19 protein-coding genes are annotated in these 20,531 nt (G+C 63.9%); 14 read left to right on the top strand and 5 right to left on the bottom strand.

All coding sequences use genetic code 11. The features are described from left to right. Positions 1–26 precede the first annotated feature (26 nt). Complete coding sequence (gene zwf / locus ACQY4K_RS16420; protein WP_428391268.1) at positions 27–1,577, bottom strand: glucose-6-phosphate dehydrogenase; 1,551 nt, start codon at positions 1,575–1,577, stop codon at positions 27–29. Positions 1,578–1,681: 104 nt separating this feature from the next. Here zwf and ACQY4K_RS16415 point away from each other — a divergent pair, with 104 nt between their 5' ends. After that, complete coding sequence (locus tag ACQY4K_RS16415) at positions 1,682–2,701, top strand: aspartate-semialdehyde dehydrogenase (protein ID WP_428391267.1); 1,020 nt, start codon at positions 1,682–1,684, stop codon at positions 2,699–2,701. Between the two features lie 354 nt (positions 2,702–3,055). Here ACQY4K_RS16415 and ACQY4K_RS16410 read toward each other — a convergent pair whose 3' ends face one another. Next, positions 3,056–3,265: a hypothetical protein gene (locus ACQY4K_RS16410; protein ID WP_428391266.1), complete on the bottom strand. Its 210-nt coding sequence runs from the start codon at positions 3,263–3,265 to the stop codon at positions 3,056–3,058. A 161-nt stretch (positions 3,266–3,426) separates the two neighbouring features. Between ACQY4K_RS16410 and sdhC the strand changes: the two genes are divergently transcribed. Genes sdhC through ACQY4K_RS16385 form a run of 5 tightly spaced genes read left to right on the top strand, consistent with a single transcriptional unit; the run spans position 3,427 to position 7,557 of the window. Then, positions 3,427–3,861, top strand: coding sequence for a succinate dehydrogenase, cytochrome b556 subunit (gene sdhC / locus ACQY4K_RS16405; protein ID WP_428391265.1), 435 nt, complete (start codon positions 3,427–3,429; stop codon positions 3,859–3,861). A gap of 34 nt (positions 3,862–3,895) precedes the next feature. Next, positions 3,896–4,258: a succinate dehydrogenase, hydrophobic membrane anchor protein gene (gene sdhD / locus ACQY4K_RS16400; protein ID WP_428396172.1), complete on the top strand. Its 363-nt coding sequence runs from the start codon at positions 3,896–3,898 to the stop codon at positions 4,256–4,258. Positions 4,259–4,277: 19 nt separating this feature from the next. After that, positions 4,278–6,089, top strand: a complete 1,812-nt coding sequence (sdhA, locus tag ACQY4K_RS16395; protein ID WP_428391263.1) for a succinate dehydrogenase flavoprotein subunit — start codon at positions 4,278–4,280, stop codon at positions 6,087–6,089. 12 nt (positions 6,090–6,101) lie between these two features. After that, a complete protein-coding gene (locus ACQY4K_RS16390) occupies positions 6,102–6,884 on the top strand; it encodes a succinate dehydrogenase iron-sulfur subunit (protein WP_428391262.1) in 783 nt (260 codons plus the stop codon). 10 nt (positions 6,885–6,894) lie between these two features. Continuing rightward, positions 6,895–7,557 (top strand): protein tyrosine phosphatase, encoded by a 663-nt coding sequence (locus ACQY4K_RS16385; protein WP_428391261.1) that lies wholly within the window; start codon positions 6,895–6,897, stop codon positions 7,555–7,557. A 4-nt stretch (positions 7,558–7,561) separates the two neighbouring features. On the opposite strand, the gene ACQY4K_RS16380 is transcribed toward ACQY4K_RS16385, so the two are convergent. The 3 genes from ACQY4K_RS16380 to ACQY4K_RS16370 all read right to left on the bottom strand — a co-directional run bounded on the left by ACQY4K_RS16380 (position 7,562) and on the right by ACQY4K_RS16370 (position 9,103). Then, positions 7,562–7,840: an oxidoreductase C-terminal domain-containing protein gene (locus ACQY4K_RS16380; RefSeq protein ID WP_428391260.1), complete on the bottom strand. Its 279-nt coding sequence runs from the start codon at positions 7,838–7,840 to the stop codon at positions 7,562–7,564. Between the two features lie 163 nt (positions 7,841–8,003). Further along, positions 8,004–8,339 carry a CoA-transferase gene (locus tag ACQY4K_RS16375; protein ID WP_428391258.1) on the bottom strand — a complete coding sequence of 112 codons (336 nt, stop codon included), beginning with the start codon at positions 8,337–8,339 and terminating at the stop codon, positions 8,004–8,006. Between the two features lie 83 nt (positions 8,340–8,422). Then, on the bottom strand, positions 8,423–9,103 hold the full coding sequence (locus tag ACQY4K_RS16370; RefSeq protein ID WP_428391257.1) for a GntR family transcriptional regulator: 681 nt from the start codon (positions 9,101–9,103) through the stop codon (positions 8,423–8,425). 279 nt (positions 9,104–9,382) lie between these two features. Here ACQY4K_RS16370 and ACQY4K_RS16365 point away from each other — a divergent pair, with 279 nt between their 5' ends. From ACQY4K_RS16365 to ACQY4K_RS16330, 8 genes are all read left to right on the top strand, one after another. Further along, entirely contained in the window at positions 9,383–10,264 is an 882-nt protein-coding gene (locus ACQY4K_RS16365) for a fumarylacetoacetate hydrolase family protein (protein ID WP_428391256.1), read from the top strand. A 131-nt stretch (positions 10,265–10,395) separates the two neighbouring features. Further along, positions 10,396–11,658 carry an MFS transporter gene (locus ACQY4K_RS16360; RefSeq protein ID WP_428391255.1) on the top strand — a complete coding sequence of 421 codons (1,263 nt, stop codon included), beginning with the start codon at positions 10,396–10,398 and terminating at the stop codon, positions 11,656–11,658. 74 nt (positions 11,659–11,732) lie between these two features. Continuing rightward, entirely contained in the window at positions 11,733–12,656 is a 924-nt protein-coding gene (locus ACQY4K_RS16355; RefSeq protein ID WP_428391254.1) for a VOC family protein, read from the top strand. Positions 12,657–12,840: 184 nt separating this feature from the next. Next, a complete protein-coding gene (locus ACQY4K_RS16350; protein ID WP_428391253.1) occupies positions 12,841–14,397 on the top strand; it encodes a carbohydrate porin in 1,557 nt (518 codons plus the stop codon). 63 nt (positions 14,398–14,460) lie between these two features. After that, positions 14,461–15,369 (top strand): alpha/beta fold hydrolase, encoded by a 909-nt coding sequence (locus tag ACQY4K_RS16345; protein WP_428391252.1) that lies wholly within the window; start codon positions 14,461–14,463, stop codon positions 15,367–15,369. Between the two features lie 558 nt (positions 15,370–15,927). Further along, positions 15,928–17,454 (top strand): tannase/feruloyl esterase family alpha/beta hydrolase, encoded by a 1,527-nt coding sequence (locus tag ACQY4K_RS16340; RefSeq protein WP_428391251.1) that lies wholly within the window; start codon positions 15,928–15,930, stop codon positions 17,452–17,454. 164 nt (positions 17,455–17,618) lie between these two features. Beyond that, positions 17,619–19,238 carry an FAD-dependent monooxygenase gene (locus ACQY4K_RS16335; protein WP_428391250.1) on the top strand — a complete coding sequence of 540 codons (1,620 nt, stop codon included), beginning with the start codon at positions 17,619–17,621 and terminating at the stop codon, positions 19,236–19,238. Positions 19,239–19,333: 95 nt separating this feature from the next. Then, positions 19,334–20,521 (top strand): cytochrome P450, encoded by a 1,188-nt coding sequence (locus ACQY4K_RS16330; protein ID WP_428391249.1) that lies wholly within the window; start codon positions 19,334–19,336, stop codon positions 20,519–20,521. Positions 20,522–20,531: the final 10 nt, after the last annotated feature.

Here is a 20,531-nt window from a genome sequence, read left to right as displayed (position 1 = left end):
GGTGACAGCACCTGATCGGAGATCGGCTATTTGCCGCTCAGTGCCTCCCAGGCGCGACCGTCGCGGCCGAGGAGTTCCTCCGCACCCTTTGGCCCGGCACTTCCCGCCTCATAAAGCTCCGGACCAGCGCTGTCTGCCGCCCACGCCTTGAGCACTGGATCGACGACATTCCACGCTGCATCGATATTGTCGGCGCGCTGGAACAGGGTCGCATCGCCGATCAGGCAGTCATAGAGCAGCGTCTCGTAACCAACGTTCGGAGTCAGCTTGAAGGCGTCCTCGTAACGGAATTTCATCTCGACGGGCGACAGCTCCATCTTCGGCCCTGGGATCTTGGCGGTAATACCAAGGGTCAGGCCCTGTGCCGGCTGGATGTTCAGGGTCAGCGTATTCGGCGCCAGCCTGTCCACCGGGGTGTCGCGAAACATGCCGAATGGGGCGTGGCGAAAATGCACGACGATCTCGGTCAGCCGTCCGGTCATGGACTTGCCGGTGCGCATGTAGAACGGCACGCCGGCCCAGCGCCAGTTCTCGATCGACAGCTTCAAGGCGACGTAGGTCTCGGTGTTGCTGTCGTGGGCCACGCCGGGCGCGTCGCGATAGGCAACGACGTCGCGGCCCTCGACCTTGCCCGCGGTGTATTGCCCACGAACGGCGTCCTGCGGCTGCACCGGACGGACCGCCTCGAACAGCTGCTCCTTGGCGGTGCGCACGGTCTCGGCGCTGAACGAGTTCGGCGGCTCCATCGCCACCATCGAGAGCAGCTGGAACAAATGGTTCGGGATCATGTCGCGCAGCGCCCCGGTTGGCTCGTAGAAGGCGCCGCGGGTCTCGACACCGACGGTCTCGGCGGCGGTGATCTGCACATGATCGATGTTCTCGCGGCGCCAGAGCGGCTCGAAGATGGCATTGCCAAAGCGCATGGCGAGGATGTTCTGGACGGTCTCCTTGCCGAGGAAATGGTCGATCCGGTACACTTGGCTCTCATCGACGACCTTGAGGATTTGCGCGTTGAGCGCCTTGGAGCTCTGCAGATCCGCGCCGAAGGGCTTCTCGACCACTACGCGGCGGAACTTCCCGTCCTCCTGCGTTGTCAGCCCGACCTTGCCGAGACTGTCGACCACCGTGCCGAAGAAGCGCGCCGCCACCGCCAGGTAGAAGACCGCGTTGCCGGTCGCCCCGACATGCGGCTTGAGACCTTCGAGCTGCGACGCATCGGTGAAGTCGGCCTTGAAGTAGTGCAGCCTCTGGTTGACCCAGCCCCAGGTTTTCTCGTCGATCTTTGGGGTGTAGAACTCGGCGTCCGGGTCCTTGGTGAAGTCCTGCATGGTCTCGGCGAGCGACTTGCGCCAGGCCTCGTCATCGCTGTCGACGCGATCGACGCCGATGATGTTGAAGTTCCCGTCGAGCAATGCGCTGCCGGCCAGGTTGTAGAGTGCTGGCATCAACAGCCGCTTGGTGAGGTCCCCGTGCGCCCCGAAGATGACCAGCGTGCAGGGGGGCGCCGGATGCGCCGCCGCGGGGGTGAGTTTCTGGCTGCTTTGCGCCGCGGAGGAGACTTCGCCGACCTTGTCCATGGAAGCTGCCCTTTATCTTTGTGCGGGTGGAGACGGAGTGGCCAACTCTTGCCCTCTCCGCACGCCACTTGCTAGGCCTCGCGCTTTCAGGTCAGGACGCCAGCATGGGCTACCGGGTTGCAGTCGTGGGCGCCACCGGCGCGGTGGGACGCGAAATCATCAAGACGTTGGCGGAGCGCGAATTTCCCACAGACGACATCGCCGCCCTCGCCTCGCCCCGTTCAACCGGCCAGGAGGTGTCGTTCGGCGAGAAGCGGGTGCTGACGGTCAAGAACCTGGAAACCTTCGATTTTCACGGATGGGACATCGGCCTGTTCTCCCCGGGGGCGGCGGTCTCGGCGGTGCATGCGCCGCGCGCGGCGGCCGCCGGCTGCATGGTGATCGACAACACCAGCCAGTTCCGGATGGATCCGGACGTCCCCCTGGTGGTGCCCGAGATCAACGCGGACGCGCTCAAGCGCCTCAAGCGCCGGATCATCGCCAACCCGAACTGCTCGACGATCCAACTGGTGATGGCGCTGGCGCCGCTGCACGACCTGTTCACCGCCCGCCGCGTGGTCGTCGCCACCTACCAGGCGGTCGCGGGCGCCGGCAAGGAAGGCATGGACGAGCTGTTCAGCCAGTCAAAGGGCAGCTTCGTCGGCGATCCGATCACGCCGCAGCAATTCACCAAGCAGATCGCCTTCAACGTGATCCCGCATATCGACAGCTTCATGGATGACGGCGCCACCCGCGAGGAGTGGAAGATGTCGGTCGAGACCCGAAAAATCCTCGATCCGAACATCGCGGTGATCGCCACCTGCGTGCGCGTGCCGGTGTTCGTCGGCCATTCCGAGGCGGTGGTGGTCGAGTTCGAGGAGCCGGTCGACCTCGAGGCCGCGCGCGACGTGCTGCGACGCACGCCGGGTGTCGTGCTGCATGACCACCGCGAGGATGGCGGCTACGTGACGCCGCTCGAATGTGTCGGCGAGGATGCGGTCTATGTCAGCCGGCTGCGCATCGATCCGACGGTGCCAAACGGCCTCGCCTTCTGGTGCGTCTCCGACAACCTGCGCAAGGGCGCCGCACTGAACGCAGTGCAGATCGCCGAAGCCCTGATCGCGCTGGACCTGCTGGGCCGCTGAGAGACCGCGTCACGGCGGCGCAGCATGGACCTCTTGTGCCAAGGCGCTCCAGTTTCGGTCGGGAGACGCTAGTTGCGTGATGCGCAAAACTTCGCAGTCGGGATAAGAGCTCACAACGACGATCAAGACCAGTAAGGCGACACCGGCAAGCGCGATCAGGCCTATCAAGGCAGCCATCTGCCTTATGAGAAGAAGCAGCAACCTCAGCATCCCCGCGGCCCGGGTTCATTTATCCGCATCAACAATCCGCTGCATGACGCGTTGCGCGGCGATGGCGCGCGGAGAGCTGCCGAAGCGCCGACGCGGCCGGGCGACGGGCGCAGGCGATGACGTGCTGGGCTCCAAGGCGCTCCCTTAAAGTGGTGCCGGCGGGTGCAGCAATGCGTGCGAGATGGTGACATGGACCATGACCGGGATCCGGACCATGCCCGGCACGTCAGGGAGGTCGAACCGGCCGGAGGCGACAACCTCGTCGAGGGACATGTGCCCGATTTCGGCCTGGATGGTCATCGGTATGCTCTCGCCCCCGAGAGACATCGTCAGGCCGCACTGCTCCGGCTTCATCCAGCCCGCTTGCTCGTAACGAAAACGCCTCGACGAAATGCTGCATGGCAAAAAGATGACCGACCGTTCATTGACCACCTGGGCACACCAGCGTAGGTAAATCTAAGATATCAAGGCAACCGGACGTTTCGGGTCCGAATTAAGGGATGCGCCTGCACGTCATGAAAGATGTCCGCGACGCGCTGTTCGTGGCGCAACGAAGCGACGGCACGCTGACCCGTCGCCCGATGTCTCCTCACCTGCAGGTCTACCGTCCGCAACTGACCTCGGTGCTGTCGATCGCGAACCGCATGTCCGGTATCGCCATCTCGTTCGGCACCCTGTTGCTGGTCTGGTGGCTTGTCGCCGCCGCCAGCGGACCGAAGCCGTTCGCCGTGGTGCAGGCGGTGATCGCCAACCCGTTCGGGCTGATCGTGCTGTTCGGCTGGACCTTGGCGCTGATGTACCATTTTTTCGGCGGCCTACGCCATCTCGCCTGGGATGCCGGGCGCGGGTTCAGCTTGGCCGCGACCTACCGCAGCGGCTGGGCCGCGGTCATCGGCACGGTCGTGATGACCGTGCTGGTCTGGGCCATCGGCCTGAGTCTGTGGGGCTGATCCGGTGAGCGACGACAATCTCCGCCTGGCCACCATGCGCTCGCAACTCGGCCGGGTGCGCGGTCTCGGCTCCTCGAAGAGCGGGGTCGAGCATTGGTGGGTCGAGCGGCTGACCGCGATCGCGCTGATCCCGCTGACGATCTGGTTCGTGGCGGCGGTGCTGACCCTGATCGGCGCCAGCCAGCCCGCGGTCGTCGCCTGGGCCGGCCGCCCGGTCAACACGGTGCTGCTGCTCGCCCTGGTGATCATGACCTTCCACCATATGCAGCTTGGCCTCCAAGTGGTCATTGACGACTACGTCAAGGCTGGCCATCTCGCAGTCACCCTCCTCAACAAGGGGGCGGCGGTGATCCTGGGACTGTTCGCGATCGTCGCAATTCTCAAGATGGCCTTCTGACACCAGGGGTTACCTCACGATGAACGCGATTACGCTGCCCTCGTCGCGCGCCTACAATGTCGTCGACCATGCCTATGACGTGGTGGTGGTCGGCGCCGGTGGGTCCGGATTGCGCGCCACCCTGGGCATGGTCGCCAGCGGGCTGAAAACCGCCTGCATTACCAAGGTGTTCCCCACACGCAGCCACACCGTCGCGGCCCAAGGCGGCATCGGCGCCTCGCTCGGCAACATGGCCGAGGATAACTGGCGCTGGCACATGTACGACACCGTCAAGGGCTCGGACTGGCTCGGCGACCAGGACGCCATCGAGTACATGTGCCGGGAGGCGGTGCCGGCGATCCACGAGCTTGAGCATTTCGGCGTGCCGTTCTCGCGCACCGAGGACGGACGCATCTACCAGCGCCCCTTCGGCGGCCATATGAGCGATTACGGCAAGACCCCGGTGCCGCGCGCCTGCGCCGCCGCCGACCGAACCGGCCACGCCATCCTGCACACGCTCTACCAGCAGAGCCTCAAGCACGACGCCGAGTTCTTCGTCGAGTATTTCGCCCTCGACCTGCTGATGGACGAGGACGGCGCCTGCCGCGGCGTCATGGCCTGGTCGCTCGAGGACGGCGTAATGCACCGTTTCCGCGCCAACATGGTCGTGCTCGCCACCGGCGGCTACGGCCGCGCCTATCTCTCCTGCACCTCGGCGCATACCTGCACCGGCGACGGCGGCGGCATGGCGATGCGCGCCGGCCTGCCGACACAGGACATGGAGTTCGTGCAGTTCCACCCCACGGGAATCTTCCCGGCCGGCTGCCTGCTCACCGAAGGCTGTCGTGGCGAGGGGGCGTACCTGACCAACAACGAGGGAGAGCGCTTCATGGAGCGTTATGCCCCCTCCGCCAAGGACCTCGCCTCGCGCGACGTGGTGTCGCGGTCAATGACCATCGAGATCAACGAGGGACGCGGCTGCGGTCCGAACAAGGACCACATCATGATGCATCTCGAGCATCTCGGCGCCGAGCTGCTGCACCAGCGCCTGCCCGGCATCAGCGAGACCGCCCGCGTGTTCGCCGGCATCGACGTGACCAAGGAGCCGGTGCCGGTGCTGCCAACCGTACATTACAACATGGGCGGCATCCCCACGAACTATCACGGCGAGGTGCTGCGCCCGACGCCCGCCGACCCCGACCGGATCGTGCCCGGGCTGATGGCGGTCGGCGAGGCCGCCTGCGTGTCGGTGCATGGCGCGAACCGGCTCGGCACCAACTCGCTGCTCGACCTGGTGGTGTTCGGACGCGCCGCCGCCCTGCGCGCCGCCGACATCGTCAAACCCGGCAGCGCCATCGCCCCGTTGCCGGCACGCTCCGGCGAAGCCACGCTGGACCGCTTCGACAAGCTGCGCCACGCGAACGGCGGCACCCGTGTTGCTGCCATGCGCGACGAACTGCAACGCACCATGCAGGCGCATGCCGCGGTGTTCCGCACCGCCGGCAGCCTCCAGGACGGCGTCGGCAAAATCCGCAATCTCTGGACTGGTCTCGCCGACGTGTCGGTCACCGACCGCTCGTTGATCTGGAACAGCGACCTGGTCGAGGCACTCGAGTTCGAGAACCTGATTGCCAACGGCACCGTCACCATGGCCAGCGGCGAGGCACGCCAGGAAAGCCGCGGTGCGCACGCACATGACGACTACCCCGAACGCGACGACGCGGAATGGATGAAACACTCTGTATCGCATCTCGACACCGACGGCACGGTGACGATGTCCTACCGCCCGGTGCGCATGCAGACGCTGACCAACGAGGTCTCCGTCTTTCCACCCAAGAAGCGCGTCTACTGAGAGGACCCCGGCATGGTTGAATTCACACTGCCGAAGAACAGCAAGGTCGGTCAGGGACGTCGCTTCGAAGCGCCGGCCGGCGCCACCCGGGTCAAGGAATTCAAGGTTTATCGCTGGAGCCCGGATGACGACAGCAATCCCGTCATCGATACCTATGCTGTCGATCTCGACCGGATCGGCCCAATGGTGCTCGACGCGCTGATCCACATCAAGAACGAGATCGACCCGACCCTGGCCTTCCGCCGCTCGTGCCGCGAAGGCATCTGCGGCTCGTGCTCGATGAACATCGACGGCAGCAACACGCTGGCCTGCCTCAAGCCGATCGCGGACATGCGCCGCAACGTTCGCATCTACCCGCTGCCGCACATGCCGGTGATCAAGGACCTGGTGCCGGATCTCACCGCCGCCTATGCGCAGTTGCGCTCGATCGAGCCCTGGCTGAAATCCGACACCGCCGCCCCACCGGACGGCGAGCGCCGGCAGAGCATCGAGGAGCGCGCCGAGCTGGACGGCATGTGGGAGTGCATCCTGTGCTTCTGCTGCACGACCTCCTGCCCGTCCTACTGGTGGAACGGCGATAAATATCTCGGTCCGGCCACGTTGCTCGCCGCCTATCGCTGGATCGCGGACTCGCGCGATGAATATACCGGCGAGCGCCTCGACGCGCTGGAAGACCCGCTCAAACTCTATGGCTGCCGCACCATCATGAACTGCACCAAATCCTGCCCGAAGGGCCTCAACCCGGCCGAGGCGATTGGTAAGATCAAGCAGTTGCAGTTGGCTCGGAAAGGCTGACGCTGGGCGCATGTTCCAGGGCGATCTGGTCGACAAGGCGCAACGCCGGTCTGCCTGGCGGGACAGTCTCTGGGTCGATCACGGCATCTTCCGCACAGTCTGGTCGAATTTCGCGCCGGTGATCCCCGGCCGCGTCTACCGGTGCAACCATCCCACTCCCGCGCGCCTGTCCGACCTCGCATCGCGCCACCGCATACACACGCTCGTCAATCTGCGCGGCCATCGCGCCTGCGGCTCGGATGCGCTGTCACGCGAAGCGGCCCGCGAACTTGGGCTCGACCACATCGACATGGCGTTCGAAAGCCGCGGTGCGCCGCACCGCACGCGTATCCTTCGCTTCGAGGCGCTGACCCGCGAGATCACCTACCCAATGCTGATGCATTGCAAGTCCGGCGCCGACCGCGCCGGCCTGGCGGCAGGCCTGGTGATCCTGTTCGAGGGCGGCACGGCGACCGAGGCGCTACGCCAGCTCTCCTGGCGCTTCGGCCATTTCAACCGTAGCCGCACCGGCATCCTCGACGCCTTCTTCCTGCGCTACCAGCGCGACGCCGAAGGCCGCCTGCCCTTCCTCGCCTGGGTGCGCGACGAGTACGACGAGGCCGCCCTTAAGCGCGACTTCAGCTCGGGGCGGCTTGCGGATTTCCTGAACGATTCCGTGCTATGCCGGGAGTAGGTCGTCAGCACGGCGCCGATTTCAGCTTACCCGCAACGTAGTCACGTACGGCGTTCACGCAGTCGAGTGCGATCACGCGTCCCTCACGTAGGTAGACCACCGAAAAGCTGCTTGTCTCGAAATCACCCCGCACGGCGAGGGCATCATGACCGGTAGACAGGCCGATGGTTTGCAGCGGCAGATCGTACTGGTTTGACCAGAACCAGTATATCGAATCGTAAGGGACAGGGTTGCCGGCGATGCATTTCGCGGCGATTACCGCCTGATCGGCGGCGTTCTGCACCGATTAGAGGCGTAAGTTGCGGCCGCTCTTGCGATACACGCAGTTCCCCATCGATCGCTCGCCGGGCTTCCACCAGCGCCACGTCCCCGCGCAGAGCCTGCTTGAGCAGGTGAAACCAGCCGCCGATTTCCCGCACCTCCTTGCCGATCGCCAACCGGGTGCCTTAGCCGGTAGGAGTATAGAAGGCGCCGATGCCCACGCCAGCGGCGCAAATCCGCTCCGCGAGAGTGCCTAGCGGAATGACTGTCGAGCCGGATGCACGAGGACAGGAGCATAGCATCCGCCTCACCCGCCCCGCAGCCAACAGCATCCCCAATTCGGATCGACCGGCGCCGGTATTGTTGGCAACGACCGGCAGGTCGCGTGCACCCTGCTCGACAAGCCCCTCGATCAGGGCGTCCGGCTGCCCCACGGATCCGAAGCCGCCGACCATGACGACGGAGCCGTCCCGAATGTCGCGGAGTGCCTCCGCGACCGTACCGACAATCTTGTTGATCACCTTGAGTTGCCGTCCATTTTCGTCGCACTCGAAGGCGGCGCGCGCTCTAACCGGCGCCCGGAGCTCATCCGGTCGCCCTCAGATTATTCCGCCGATGCGGCCCGCGGAGACGCCGACGAAGGGACGGACATCGCCTCGACCAGATACCTGGTGGTCAGTTCCAGATGGGCCGACATCATTGCTACGGCCCGATCCGCATCACGGGCCAACGCGGCCTCGGCAAGCTCTCGATGTTCCCGGTCGTAGTCGCGGACCGCTTCGGACGGACGGGCCGACAAGCGGCGATACCGCTCGCTGAGCGTATAGAGCTGACTGCGGATACGCAGCCGCAAAGGACTGTTACAGGCAGCAACCAGCTTTTCGTGAAAGATTCTGTGCGCGGCAAACCAGGAGCCCTGCTCTGCCGGATTCATGGTCGCGGTCGGTTTGGCCGTGCCGAGCAGGACATGCAGCGCCGCGACGATTGCCGTTTCCCAGGCCAGATCGCCGGCGGATAGCGCGCTGCGCAGACAACTGGCCTCGATGTCGATCCGCGTTTCCGTCAGATCGCGCAACTCATCGAGCGAGACCGGTGTCGCGCGGTAGCCGCGATGCGGCTCATAGCTGACCATGCCTTCGGATGTCAGCCGCGAGAGGGCTTCACGCACGGCGCTCAGATTGTAGCCAAGCGACCTGCAAAGATCTCCGATCTTGATACGATCGCCTGGGCGCAATTTGCCGCTCAGCAGGTCGGCATGGATGCGCGCCAGCGCGTCCTCGGTCACGTTGGCGCCATCGTCAGATCTAACCATATGTAATCATAGCCCTTTCCTGGCGCTTAGATCAAGAATGCACTTCTCACCGTAATCTATATTTTGATAGCCCGCGCCAACTCCATACAGAGCGTTCACGCTAACTTGAACAACCTTACCAAGCCGGCTGGGACATGAGCCCTACCGCCTCACTCATCGACACCTAGCTAAATAATGCATTGTCGGTTGACTCGTGCATACTCTTCTGTCACGTTTTGGAGAAAGAAAACGAAATGTCATTGGGAGCGATCGATGCGGTTGGCGATGTTTTCGCGGGATGGACATGTCGGCATCGCCGCTTCATCAGATGGCGAGCGGTTCCATGGCCTCCTTGATGACCACGCCGACTATCCGGGTGATCTGGATCGTCTCGTCACGACGGGCACAGCCCTCGACGCAGTCGCCCGACTCCTCCTGACGCACGCTCCCGTCGACCTGGAAGGCGCCGAGTTGCTGCCGCCACTCCGCCGGTCTGGAAAAATTATCTGCATCGGCCTCAACTATGCCGATCACGCCACGGAAAGCCGAGCGGCCACAGCCGACTACCCCACCGTGTTCGGACGCTTCACATGCAGCCTGATCGGTCATCGCGCCCCGATCATTCGTCCTCGCCTGTCCAGCAAGCTGGACTACGAGGGTGAATTCGTCGCGGTCATCGGGCGCAAGGGGCGCCATATCGCACGAACCGACGCGCTCGATCATGTCGTCGGCTACACGTTGTTCAACGACGCCTCAGTCCGGGACTATCAGTTGCGCACGTCGCAATGGACGGTCGGAAAGAACTTCGATGGAACCGGGGCTTTCGGGCCCTATCTTGTCACCGCAGCCGACCTTCCGCCGGGATGCGCCGGGCTGCGACTTCGAACGCGCCTGAACGGCGAGACGGTGCAGGACGCCTCCACGAGCGATCTGCTGTTCGACGTCGCCACGCTCATCGCGTTGCTGAGTGAAGCGTTCACGCTGGTGCCTGGCGACCTCATCGTGACCGGTACGCCGGCCGGTGTCGGTGCCGCACGAGAGCCGCCCTTGTTCATGAAGGCTGGCGACATCTGCGAAGTGGAAATGGACGGACTGGGTGTGCTGCAAAACCCCATCATCGACGAAATCGGCGTAGCGGAAGAAAGAGTTGGCTAGCTGCTGGGCGAGTCATCCGAGGCAGTTGTCTCGACAACAACAGCAGGGAGCACCGACAGGTGTCGTCGAACGCATCGCCCGCCGTATACGTCACGCGCATCATAGACGATGGACCGATCACAACCTTTCAAGTGACCGCGATCGTCCTCTGCGCCTCGATCGCCTTCCTTGATGGTCTGGACACCCAGTCAATCGCGGTGGCCGCGCCTATCATTGTCGATAACCTGCGCCTCACCCGCGCGGCACTCGGCCCGATCTTTTCCGCGGCATTGCTGGGCGCGATGATCGGCGCGCTCACCTTCGGGCCGCTCGGCGATGCATTCGGTCGTAAACGCGTGCTGACCTTTGCGACCGCCCTGTTCGGCATCTGCACGGTGGCGACGGCCTATGTGCAATCGTATGGCTCACTTCTGCTCGTGCGCTCCGTGGCCGGCCTGGGATTGGGAGGCGCTACACCTTGCTTCATCGCGCTCGCGTCGGAATACGCGCCGTTGCGGAGCCGCGCGATGGTGACGAGTTTGATCTGGGCGGCCTTCCCGCTCGGCGGCACCGCTGGCGGCTTCCTGAACGCCGCTATCCTGGTGCATTTCGGCTGGCAGTCGATCTTCCTGATCGGCGGTTTGCTGCCGATCGCGGTGGCGCTGGTGCTGTTGCTCTGGCTGCCGGAATCGCTTCGCTACATGGTCGCGACCGGCGCCGATCCAGCACGGATCGATGCGGTTGTTGCCCGCATCCGCCCTGGCATCCCGGCGAGCCGACGCGACGTTGCCAACCAGGAACGGACTGATCGTGTGCCGATGGCACACCTGTTCACCGAGGGTCGCGCGGCGACGACGCTGCTGCTCTGGATACCCTTCTTCACGGGCTTCGGCAGCCTCGGCATCGCGGTGCTGTGGACGCCTGTACTGCTCCGCGATCGGGGCTTTCCTCTGTCGCAAGCCGCTGTTGTGCTGGGCATACACGGTGTCGGCGCGCTGATCGGGATGGGAAGCGTTGGACGCCTGATCGAGAAATTCGGCGCGCTGGCGGTCCTGCTTCCGAGCTTCCTTCTGGGTGCCCTCTCTTTGGGTGCGCTGGGCTATGCTTCCGTCTCCCTGCCGATGATGGCCGCCGCGCTCTTTTTGGTCGGGCTTTTCGTGGGGGCGGGCGCGTCGGGCTCGATCGCGCTCGCAGCACTCACCTACCCGACCGAAATCCGCTCCTCGGGGATTGGCTGGGCGATGGGCGCGGGTCGGTTCGGGCAGGTCTTGGCGCCTTTGTTCGCGGCGACCGTCGTGGCGGCGGGATGGGCCAGCGGTCAGATGTTCCTGGTATTCGCCATCGCACCGGTGCTTGGGGCGCTCGCGATCGTCGCCCTGCATGGCAGAGCGGCCCTGGCGGTCGCGGTCCGCTGACATGAACAAACTGCCGCGGTCCGAGGACGCGATATGATGGGTCATCCAAAAAACACAAAAACGGGGGAGAAGTCGTGCCGGATGTATTCAGGTTAGTGTACGTCGATCTGGCGACCGCGTCGCTAGAGAAAGCCGAAGATTACTACACCGACGTACTCGGTGCGAGCATCGTGGCAAAAACCGGCAGGGAAACTTACCTCAGCCTCGGCCTCGACCATCACAATGTTTCATTATGTGCCGAACCCAATCCGGGGCTGAACGCGATCGGGCTTCAGCTCTGTCGCGACGTCCCCCTGGCGGATCTTGCCAAGCGGCTCAAGGACTCGGGGGTTGCAAACCACCTTCGCACAGACTCGCGGCCGGGCGTCCCCGCCTTGCTCGAAATACCTGACGTCGGTGGACACACGATTCATCTCTTTGCCGCAATCGATCAGCCGGCACCGGGCTTCTCCGCCTCTGGCATCGTCCCGCTCCGCCTCGGCCACGTCGCTCTGCTCGCCCAGAGAGCCGACGAACTTCTCTCGTTTCTCACCAACATGTTGAAATTCAGAAAGACCGACTGGATCGGCGACCCCGTCACGTTCCTGACCTGTAACCGCGACCACCACGTTCTGAACGTAGTACAGGCACCGGTGACCGGCCTTCACCACATCGCCTTCGAATTGCGCGGACTCGAGCATCACGTGCAGGCGATGGATCGTCTCGCCGCGGAGAAACGACCGATCTTGTGGGGGCCCTCGCGGCACCATGCCGGCCACAATCTCGCAACTTATCATCATGGGCCGGACAATCTGCTTATCGAGTTCTACTCGGAGATGGATGTTTTCATCCCGGATCTCGATAGCTTCGAACCACGGCCATGGCACGACGATCTTCCGCAACGACCGAAACACTGGCGGATCGAGCAGATGACCGCCTGGGAGACTCAATATGAGTTTGATTTTCTTACGGTATCCTGGGGCGTGAGGGTGCCCTCCACCACGAACGCTGCCCTGTGACGCGTCCGAACTGGCTTGTCGCGCGAACAGGCCCGGGCAATCGGAGCGGAACATGAGGAAGCGCGAGGGCTAGCCATGCACTGGCCTCGGATGTTGTCGCCGCCAATAAAGATTCTCGTCCGGTATCGCAACGGTATCTCATAGCAAAATTTGCGGACATTGTCCGTTTTGGGGACCAACAAGGATGCGTTCAACAACAACCGCTCTAGTCATCGCCGGACTTCTCGCGACCGTTTCTTCCATTGCCGTTCGAGCGGCCGATCCGCCGTCGGATGGCCTGAGCCAACTGGCGATCACACCCACGGCGTCGTTGGCCCAGGCAACGATTCCGGCGCAGCCGAACGGGACCGCCATCTCTCCCGGCGCGGGCAGCGGGACTTCCGACAGCGTCTCCGGAATCAGTAGAAATCCGGCGAACAACACGTCCGGATCTGTGTTTCTCCATGGCCTCTCGCAGCCGAACTCCGTTGCCGTGCCGACCAGCGGCTTGTTCCCGGAGTTCGGTGTGAGCCTCCTCGACGACGGTATCGACCTGCACGGAATCGCGTTCGACCGGTTCCTTGGGAACCCGACCGCCGGCATCGTTCCTGGCAACGACTATAATCTCGGTGTGTTGTCGCCGGCCGCCGATTTCGATCTCCAGCGTATCCTCGGAATACATGGGGCGGCCGTGCACGTCGACGTGACGTTCTTCGGGCTCCGCTCGAACATCCCCACGATCGCCACCGAGACCGGCGGGTTCCTGACCGGGGTCCAGACGACGCCGGCGCCCTCGACAACGCCATTCGCGGTGTCTATTTTCACGTATGATCAAAAACTACTTAATGACAAGCTCTCGATAGAGGTTGGTCGGACCAATCCCTTCCGCTACTTCGCGCTCCCGAACTCCCTGGACCCGGCGACCTATTTTTCGAGCGTGCTTGAAGTGAACGGGGACCTCGCCTCGCCCCGCTTTCCCACGTGGGGCGGCCTGGTGAGCTACCGCTTCACGCCGCTTTGGGCCGTCCAGGGCGGCGCCTTCGGCGACAACTTCTATCGTGACGAATATAACCCGCAAGATCTCGGCGAAGTTCGTGCCTCGGGGGTGCAGACGTTCGCCTCGCTCGAGTATCGCAGCGAGTTCACGAATGCCGCCTATCCGGCGAACGCCGAGCTGGGCCTCGAATGGAACACCCGGCACGGCCCGTCGAACGTCGAGGGCGCCCCCATCTATTACAACGGGCGCAATGCAGCCACCGACTATCACGGCGGTGGCGTCATCTTCATGCAGGGCGAGAAGGTCATTTGGCGCGGCGCCCGTGGGCGCCAGGGTCCTCCGCCGAATATCGCCATCTACGGCCAGCTCGACGCGGCCGTCGACAAGCCGGTGCCGTTCGACTTCGACACGCTTGCCGGCGTCAACTTCACCGGCCTGATCCCGGGGCGTCCGTTTGACGCACTCGGCGCTCAGGTGCATTACCAGCGGATGAGCGCACTCGAAGCGAACTTCGAAACCAGACTCCGGAACATCTTCGCAGGACCCGGTCCACGCCAGCCACGTGACGGTTACGGATTCGAGCTCATCGCCAACATTCACGTCTTGCCCTGGCTCCAGTTCAGGCCGTTCGCCGAAGCCTTCATCAATCCGGACAGCTATTATGACGCGGCGCAGAAATATCGTGCCCGGAATGGCTTCGAGTTCGGATTCCTTGGCGTCATCCCAATCGGACAACTTCTTGGCACAAGCACCAAGCCATACTGATCAGGCCTTAGCCTTCCGCGGCTATCCACTGGTGGGTGGCCAAGTAACACAAGGAGTTTTCTGATGTCGCTGACGACGATGATGGAAAGACACGCAGCTTTGATGGCGCAGTGTCCGGAGCGCGTGCCCATGGCCGAGGAGGAGGCGTTAAAACTCCCCATCGAGGTCGAACGGTTCGGAGCCACTGGCCCTCTTGTCCTGATCATCCATGGCGGAGTTCAGGGCGGGATCGGCGGCGGACCATCCACGTTCGCGAAACAACAGGCGTTGGCCAATCTGGGCTGGCAGGTGGCGATCGCTAATCGTCCAGGCTTCGGTCGAAGCCCGTCACGCGGCGCGGACAACATGCAGGCGGATGCCCTGTGGATCGCCGATATGCTCGGCGACGGCGGCAACCTGATCGGACATTCCTGGGGCGGGGCGGAAGCGTTGCTGGCGGCGGCCCGTCGGCCTGACGCCGTTCGTTCCCTCGTCCTCGTCGAGCCGGCACTGCAAGGGTTGGCGATGATCGATCCCGTCGTCCAGGCCGACCCTGCCCAGCAGGCGACCGTGATGCGGATGATGGAGCCTCTCCTGACCGCCCACACACCAGGCGATTACGCTCGTGGCTTCATCCGCAGCCTGGTGGGAACGGTTGACTCCAGCACCAGCCGCAACATCGGCGACATCGATGACGAGGCAGCAACGCGGCTTGGTTGTGCAATCCTGCAGGCGCGCATGGCTCCACCTCCGGTTCTGCAGGAGGCTGCCAAGACCGTTGCCAAGGCCAATGTCCCGGTGCTGGTTATCAGCGGCGGATGGAATCCCTCCATAGACGCCGTCGCGGAAATCGTGGCGCGCGTCACCGGAGGCCGCCATGTCGTCGTGACCTCGCCGAACCATTTTCCGCAGCTGGAGAGTTCGGGCGAGTTCAATGCCGTCGTCGACGCCTTCATGCGTCAGGATGGGGATGCGTCAGCAGCAGCTCAATAGGTCCATATGAAAGTGATCCGCATCGCTGGCCGGGGCGACGGCGGGCCGCGCGTCGTGAGGTTTCGTCAGGTCTCGCGCGAACCTTCTGATGTTATTTGGGCGCCAAGCCGGTCGGACGTTCTGCATGATGTTGAGCACGATGCGGAAAGGTTATTAGTACAACATCTTCAAAATGTATTATACCAATGGCCTTTAAGTCTGACCGGTAAGCGAGTAAGGCCAGAGGCTCTGCCTCTGGACTCCGCTCAAGGCAGAGCCTTGAGAATCCGTTCTCTAAGTAGAAGGTTTCCAAAGGCCGCCGGCCTTTGGCGGGTCTGGGCAGAGCCCAGCCTTGCTTCCTTGAACGGTCAATGATTAAGGCGGCGGGTACTACTCGCGCTTGTCTACGACCAATATTCAATGATCCGTTTTCCGGGAGAAAGCAAAATGCATGGATGTGCCAGGATAGATGGTCAGCTTGCCGGAGCGACTCTTCTCGCCGGCTTCTTGCTGGCCGGATCCTGCTCCGCCGCGCTCGCCGCAACCTGCGACAGTCTGCTGAGGGCAAAACTGCCCAACGTGAAGATCACGGGAGCCGAACCAATTGCCGCCGGCACCTATCAGCCGCCAGGGAGTGCTACGGCGTTCCCGAACCTGCCGGCCTTTTGCCGCGTTACGGCAACCGTAAGCCCGGTGCCCGACTCTTCGATCGGGATCGAGGTTTGGCTGCCCGCCAACGGGTGGAACGGCAGATACCAGCAGGTCGGTAATCACGGCTGGGGATCCGGTATTTATTGGAGCGAAATGGCGCCCCAGCTGCGGCGCGGCTTTGCCACCGCGGCCACCGACGACGGCCATCCGGGCGCGCCGTCGCGGCCGTTCGATGTCACCTGGGCCTTTGGCCATCCCGCCAAGGTCGATGACTACGCATGGCGCGCCGTCCACGAGCTGGCCGATAACGCCAAACTTCTCATCGCCGCCTTCTATGGCAAACGCCAGCGCGCGGCATACTTCAACGGCTGCTCCGACGGCGGCCGCGAAGGGCTGCTGGAGGCGCGTTATTTTCCGGCCGACTTCAACGGCATCCTGATTGGCGGCGTGCCCAGCTACGCGACCCGAGGAGCGACCGAGCAGCTCGTCGCCACGACCAATCTCGTCAACAGCGGCATACAGGGGACCAGGGGAGTCACCATCCTGAACCTCGCGCAGGCCGCGGCGACAAAGGCCTGCGACGGCATCGATGGCGTGTTGGACGGGCTGATCGGCAATCCGAAGCTGTGCCATTGGAATCCGCACAGTCTCGTCTGCGCGACAGGTCAGGACCCGAACACCTGCATCACCCCGGCACAGGCCGATGCCATACAGGCCAACCTCGACCCGGTACGCGATCCGGTCACCGGCAAGTGGGTGTTCTCCGGGCAGGCGCGCGGATCGGAATTCAACCAGATCGCATTTCAGTACAACCGCGGCTTGGCGCCATACGCCATCGCCACCTATCAGGTTGCCTACAACGATCCCACCTGGGACGGAACGAAGTTCGATCTGCATGTCGATTCGCCCAGGCTGGACCGCGCGCTGGGCATCCTGAACGTCACTGATCCGGATCTGCGCGAATTTGCGGCCGCCGGGGGCAAGCTGATCCAGTGGCACGGCTGGGACGACGCTGCCTTTACGCCCGGTTGGGAGACAAAATACTACGGCAAGGTGGTCGCCAGCATCGGCAACGGCAGTCTGAAGGATGTCCAGGACTTCTACCGACTGTTCATGCTGCCAGAAATCGGACATTGCGGCGCTCCGGGCGTTGGGTCGACGGATATCGGTCCGGATGACATCGGAGCGGAAAACCAGCCTGCCGTGTCCTCCGATCCGGAGCATGACGCGGTGAGCGCATTGTTGAACTGGACGGAGCATGGCGTGGCGCCGCGGGAGTTCATTGCGACGAAGTTCGTCAACAACGATCCGAGCCAAGCCATCCAGATGCAACGTCCTGTCTGCCCCTATCCAGCCAGGACAATCTGGAACAGGTCCGGAAACACCAGCTACGCCAGCAGCTTTTATTGTGGAAACCCTTCCGGCCGACTAGGGGATCGTGACCGCGCCAACTAAGTTCGCGTTTGAACCTTCGATGGTGCGAGGCAAGTTACAACCCGGCGGTGGGCGAGGCATAATGGACTCTGTCATGGCTCGTGCCGGAGCGTATTTTGCGGCAATCGGAAGCGGCATATCATCGAGAGTTGGCTAATGATTTTGCGCATGGCGGGAGATGATTGATGGACAGAGTCACCGACGTGGACGTGCTGATCACGGGCGCAGGGCCGGTCGGCTTGTCGCTTGCCATCGAGCTCGGGCAGCGCGGCATTTCCTGTCTGGCGGTTGAGCGGAACGACCGTGTTGGCTATAGCCCGCGCGCCAAGACGACGAACGTGCGCACGCGCGAGCACCTGCGCCGCTGGGGCATTGCCGATACGCTGCGATCCGCGTCGCCCATCCCGCCCGACTACCCACCAAACGTCGTCTTCGCCACACGCATGAACGGCCATGAGCTTGCCCGGTTCGAGAACGCGTTCAATGGTTCGCGTGTTCGCAACGAGATGTATTCGGAGGAAGCGCAGTGGGTGCCGCAGTACACGGTCGAGGAGGTGCTGCGGGGTCACGCGACCTCCCTGCCGGGAGTGTCCGTGGCATTCGAGACCGAACTGCGCGGCCTGGAACAGGACGAGGCTGGCGTCACGGCGGAAGTGGCGGACCTACGTTCCGGCGCGGTGCGCACCATACGCTGCGCTTACCTGGTGGGCGCGGACGGCGCGCGCAGCTTCGTGCGCGAGGCGATCGGCGGCCGCCTGTCCGGCAGCGGCGCGGTGGCGAAGAACCACAGCATCATCTTTCGGTCGCCGGACCTGGCCAGACGCCAGTTGCACGGTCCGGCAATCATGTACTGGCTGGTCAACGGCGACGTGCCGGCCGTGCTCGGGCCCATGGACCAGCATGGCCTTTGGCTCTTCATGGCGACCAAGCTCGCCAATGACATCGACCCGGCCACGGTCGACCCGGTCGAGCTCATCCGACGTGGCACCGGCCTCGCGGATCTCGACGTTGAAATCGTCCGAGCCGACCCGTGGACTGCCTTCAGTCTGGTGGCCGACATCTATAGCCGCGGGCGCGTCTTCCTCGCCGGCGATGCCTGTCACCTGCATCCACCGTTCGGCGGGTTCGGCATGAATATGGGCATCGGCGACGCGGTGGACCTGGGTTGGAAGATCGCGGCCACCCTGCAGGGTTGGGGCGGCCCCCGCCTGCTCGCCTCCTACGACCCGGAGCGCCGGCCGGTGCACGAGCGCACGATCCGGGACTCGATGACCAATTACGCCACTGTCGGCAATCAGCTCGTGCGGCCCGCGCTGGAGGCGCCGGGCGAGGAGGGCGACGCGATACGCCAGGATGTCGGCGCCGCGATCAAGGCCAGCAAGGCGCGGGAGTTCTACACTCTTGGCCTGGTGCTCGGCGCTCGCTACGATGGCTCACCCATCGTCGTGCCGGACGGCACCGAGCCACCGCCCGAGGATGCCATGGTCTATGTGCCCTCGGCCTGCCCCGGGAGCCTGGCGCCACATGCCTGGCTTGCCGACGGCTCCTCCCTCTACGACCATTTCGGGACCGGTTTGACCCTGCTCCTGACCGGATCGGTGGACCCCGAAGAGGCGGCGTCGCTCATCGAGACCGCCGGCCACCGCTCTATTCCGATCAAGCTGGTGGCGCCTCAAGAACCTTCCCTTCCCGACCGCTACCAGGCACGCTTCGCATTGATCCGCCCCGATCAGCACGTGGCCTGGCGTGGAGACGTGCTGCCGGAGCCCGGTCCGTTGCTGGAGCGCGTCACGGGGCACGCCTAAGAGGGTGTGTGGCTCGCCGAGGCCGCGGTCAGGAGACCTCATGCTCGGCCAGAAATCCCGAAGGCCGCCGCTCGAAACAAGTACGGGAGGACATCATGCAGTCCCAGCTCTCCAGTCTTCCGTTCTATGACTTCGACCTGTTCTCCCCGGCGGCGCTCCAGGCGCCCTTCGAGCATTACCGGGCTGTGCGTGATCTCGGACCGGTGGTTCGCCTTCGCGACCCCGATGTCTACGTCTTGTCGCGATACGACGAGGTGCGTGATGCGCTGCAGGCGCCCGATGCGCTTTCGAGCGGCGACGGGGTCGGGTTCAACGAAGTCATCAATCGGCGAGGCGTGCCCAATGTGCTGATGTCCGACGATGAGCAGCACCGCAGACTTCGAACGGAGGTCGTCCGCCCGCTGTTGCCGGCGCAGCTCAAGCAGCATCGGCCGTTTCTGCGCAACCTGATCGCCGAACGGATCAGGTCGCTGGTCGACCGCGGACCGTTCGACGCCATGGTCGAGATCGCGCGCTTCCTGCCGACCCAGGCGATCAGCGAACTGGTAGGCCTACCCGAGGAAGGACGCGCCGCCATGCTCGACTGGGCTGCCGCGACATTCAATGCGTTCGGACCCAGGCGGGGCGGCTCGGAGCGGGATTTCGAGGTGCTCGCCGGGTGGCGCAGCTATCTCGGGGCGTTGAAATGGATCGAGATCCGCGAGGGCAGTTGGGCCCGCATGCTGGAGGGTGCCGTCGCGAGCGGGAAGTTGACCGAGGCAGAGGCCCGCGGGGCGCTCAGTGCCTATGTGCTGCCAAGCCTGGACACGACCATTCTCGCCAAGGGTCACCTGCTCCACAACCTCGCACGCGACCCCAGGCAGTGGCGGATGCTGCGGGCCGATCCGGCCCTGGCGTCAGCCGCCGTGCTTGAAGGCGTGCGACACAGCTCGGTCATTCGTTGGTTTTCGCGCTTGGCAAGGGCGGATTACGCTGCCGCCGGGACAGTCATCCCGCAGGGCGCGCGGATCATGCTGGTCTACGCGTCGGCAAACCGCGACGAGCGGAAGTTTGCCGACCCGGATCGCTTCGATTTGACGCGCGATGCGCGGGCGCATCTCGCCTGGGGGAGCGGCCCGCATTCGTGCGCCGGCCTGCATCTGGCCAAGATGGAAATGGAGGTCATGCTCGAAGCGCTCATCGACCAATGCGCCGTGCTGACGGCGGGCGAGCCACACGTCGTTCACAATCAAAGCCTTTACGGTTTCGACACGCTGCCGATGGAACTGCGGTCCGCAGCCTAACCAGGCGGCA

It is taken from the genome of Lichenicoccus sp. (genome assembly GCF_965276875.1).
Taxonomy (GTDB): Bacteria; Pseudomonadota; Alphaproteobacteria; order Acetobacterales; family Acetobacteraceae; genus Lichenicoccus.
The sequence above is the reverse complement of the archived record's forward strand: the minus strand, read 5'-3'. Positions and strand labels throughout refer to the sequence as shown.

What these genes read in the sequence shown, in the direction of transcription:
- zwf (WP_428391268.1), bottom strand. Translation starts at nt 1,577, where the DNA reads ATGGACAAGGTCGGCGAAGTCTCCTCCGCGGCGCAAAGCAGCCAGAAA.
- sdhA (WP_428391263.1), top strand. Translation starts at nt 4,278, where the DNA reads ATGAACGCGATTACGCTGCCCTCGTCGCGCGCCTACAATGTCGTCGAC.
- ACQY4K_RS16415 (WP_428391267.1), top strand. Translation starts at nt 1,682, where the DNA reads ATGGGCTACCGGGTTGCAGTCGTGGGCGCCACCGGCGCGGTGGGACGC.
- sdhD (WP_428396172.1), top strand. Translation starts at nt 3,896, where the DNA reads ATGCGCTCGCAACTCGGCCGGGTGCGCGGTCTCGGCTCCTCGAAGAGC.
- ACQY4K_RS16350 (WP_428391253.1), top strand. Translation starts at nt 12,841, where the DNA reads ATGCGTTCAACAACAACCGCTCTAGTCATCGCCGGACTTCTCGCGACC.
- ACQY4K_RS16345 (WP_428391252.1), top strand. Translation starts at nt 14,461, where the DNA reads ATGTCGCTGACGACGATGATGGAAAGACACGCAGCTTTGATGGCGCAG.
- sdhC (WP_428391265.1), top strand. Translation starts at nt 3,427, where the DNA reads ATGAAAGATGTCCGCGACGCGCTGTTCGTGGCGCAACGAAGCGACGGC.
- ACQY4K_RS16365 (WP_428391256.1), top strand. Translation starts at nt 9,383, where the DNA reads ATGCGGTTGGCGATGTTTTCGCGGGATGGACATGTCGGCATCGCCGCT.
- ACQY4K_RS16330 (WP_428391249.1), top strand. Translation starts at nt 19,334, where the DNA reads ATGCAGTCCCAGCTCTCCAGTCTTCCGTTCTATGACTTCGACCTGTTC.
- ACQY4K_RS16410 (WP_428391266.1), bottom strand. Translation starts at nt 3,265, where the DNA reads ATGAAGCCGGAGCAGTGCGGCCTGACGATGTCTCTCGGGGGCGAGAGC.
- ACQY4K_RS16385 (WP_428391261.1), top strand. Translation starts at nt 6,895, where the DNA reads ATGTTCCAGGGCGATCTGGTCGACAAGGCGCAACGCCGGTCTGCCTGG.
- ACQY4K_RS16390 (WP_428391262.1), top strand. Translation starts at nt 6,102, where the DNA reads ATGGTTGAATTCACACTGCCGAAGAACAGCAAGGTCGGTCAGGGACGT.
- ACQY4K_RS16335 (WP_428391250.1), top strand. Translation starts at nt 17,619, where the DNA reads ATGGACAGAGTCACCGACGTGGACGTGCTGATCACGGGCGCAGGGCCG.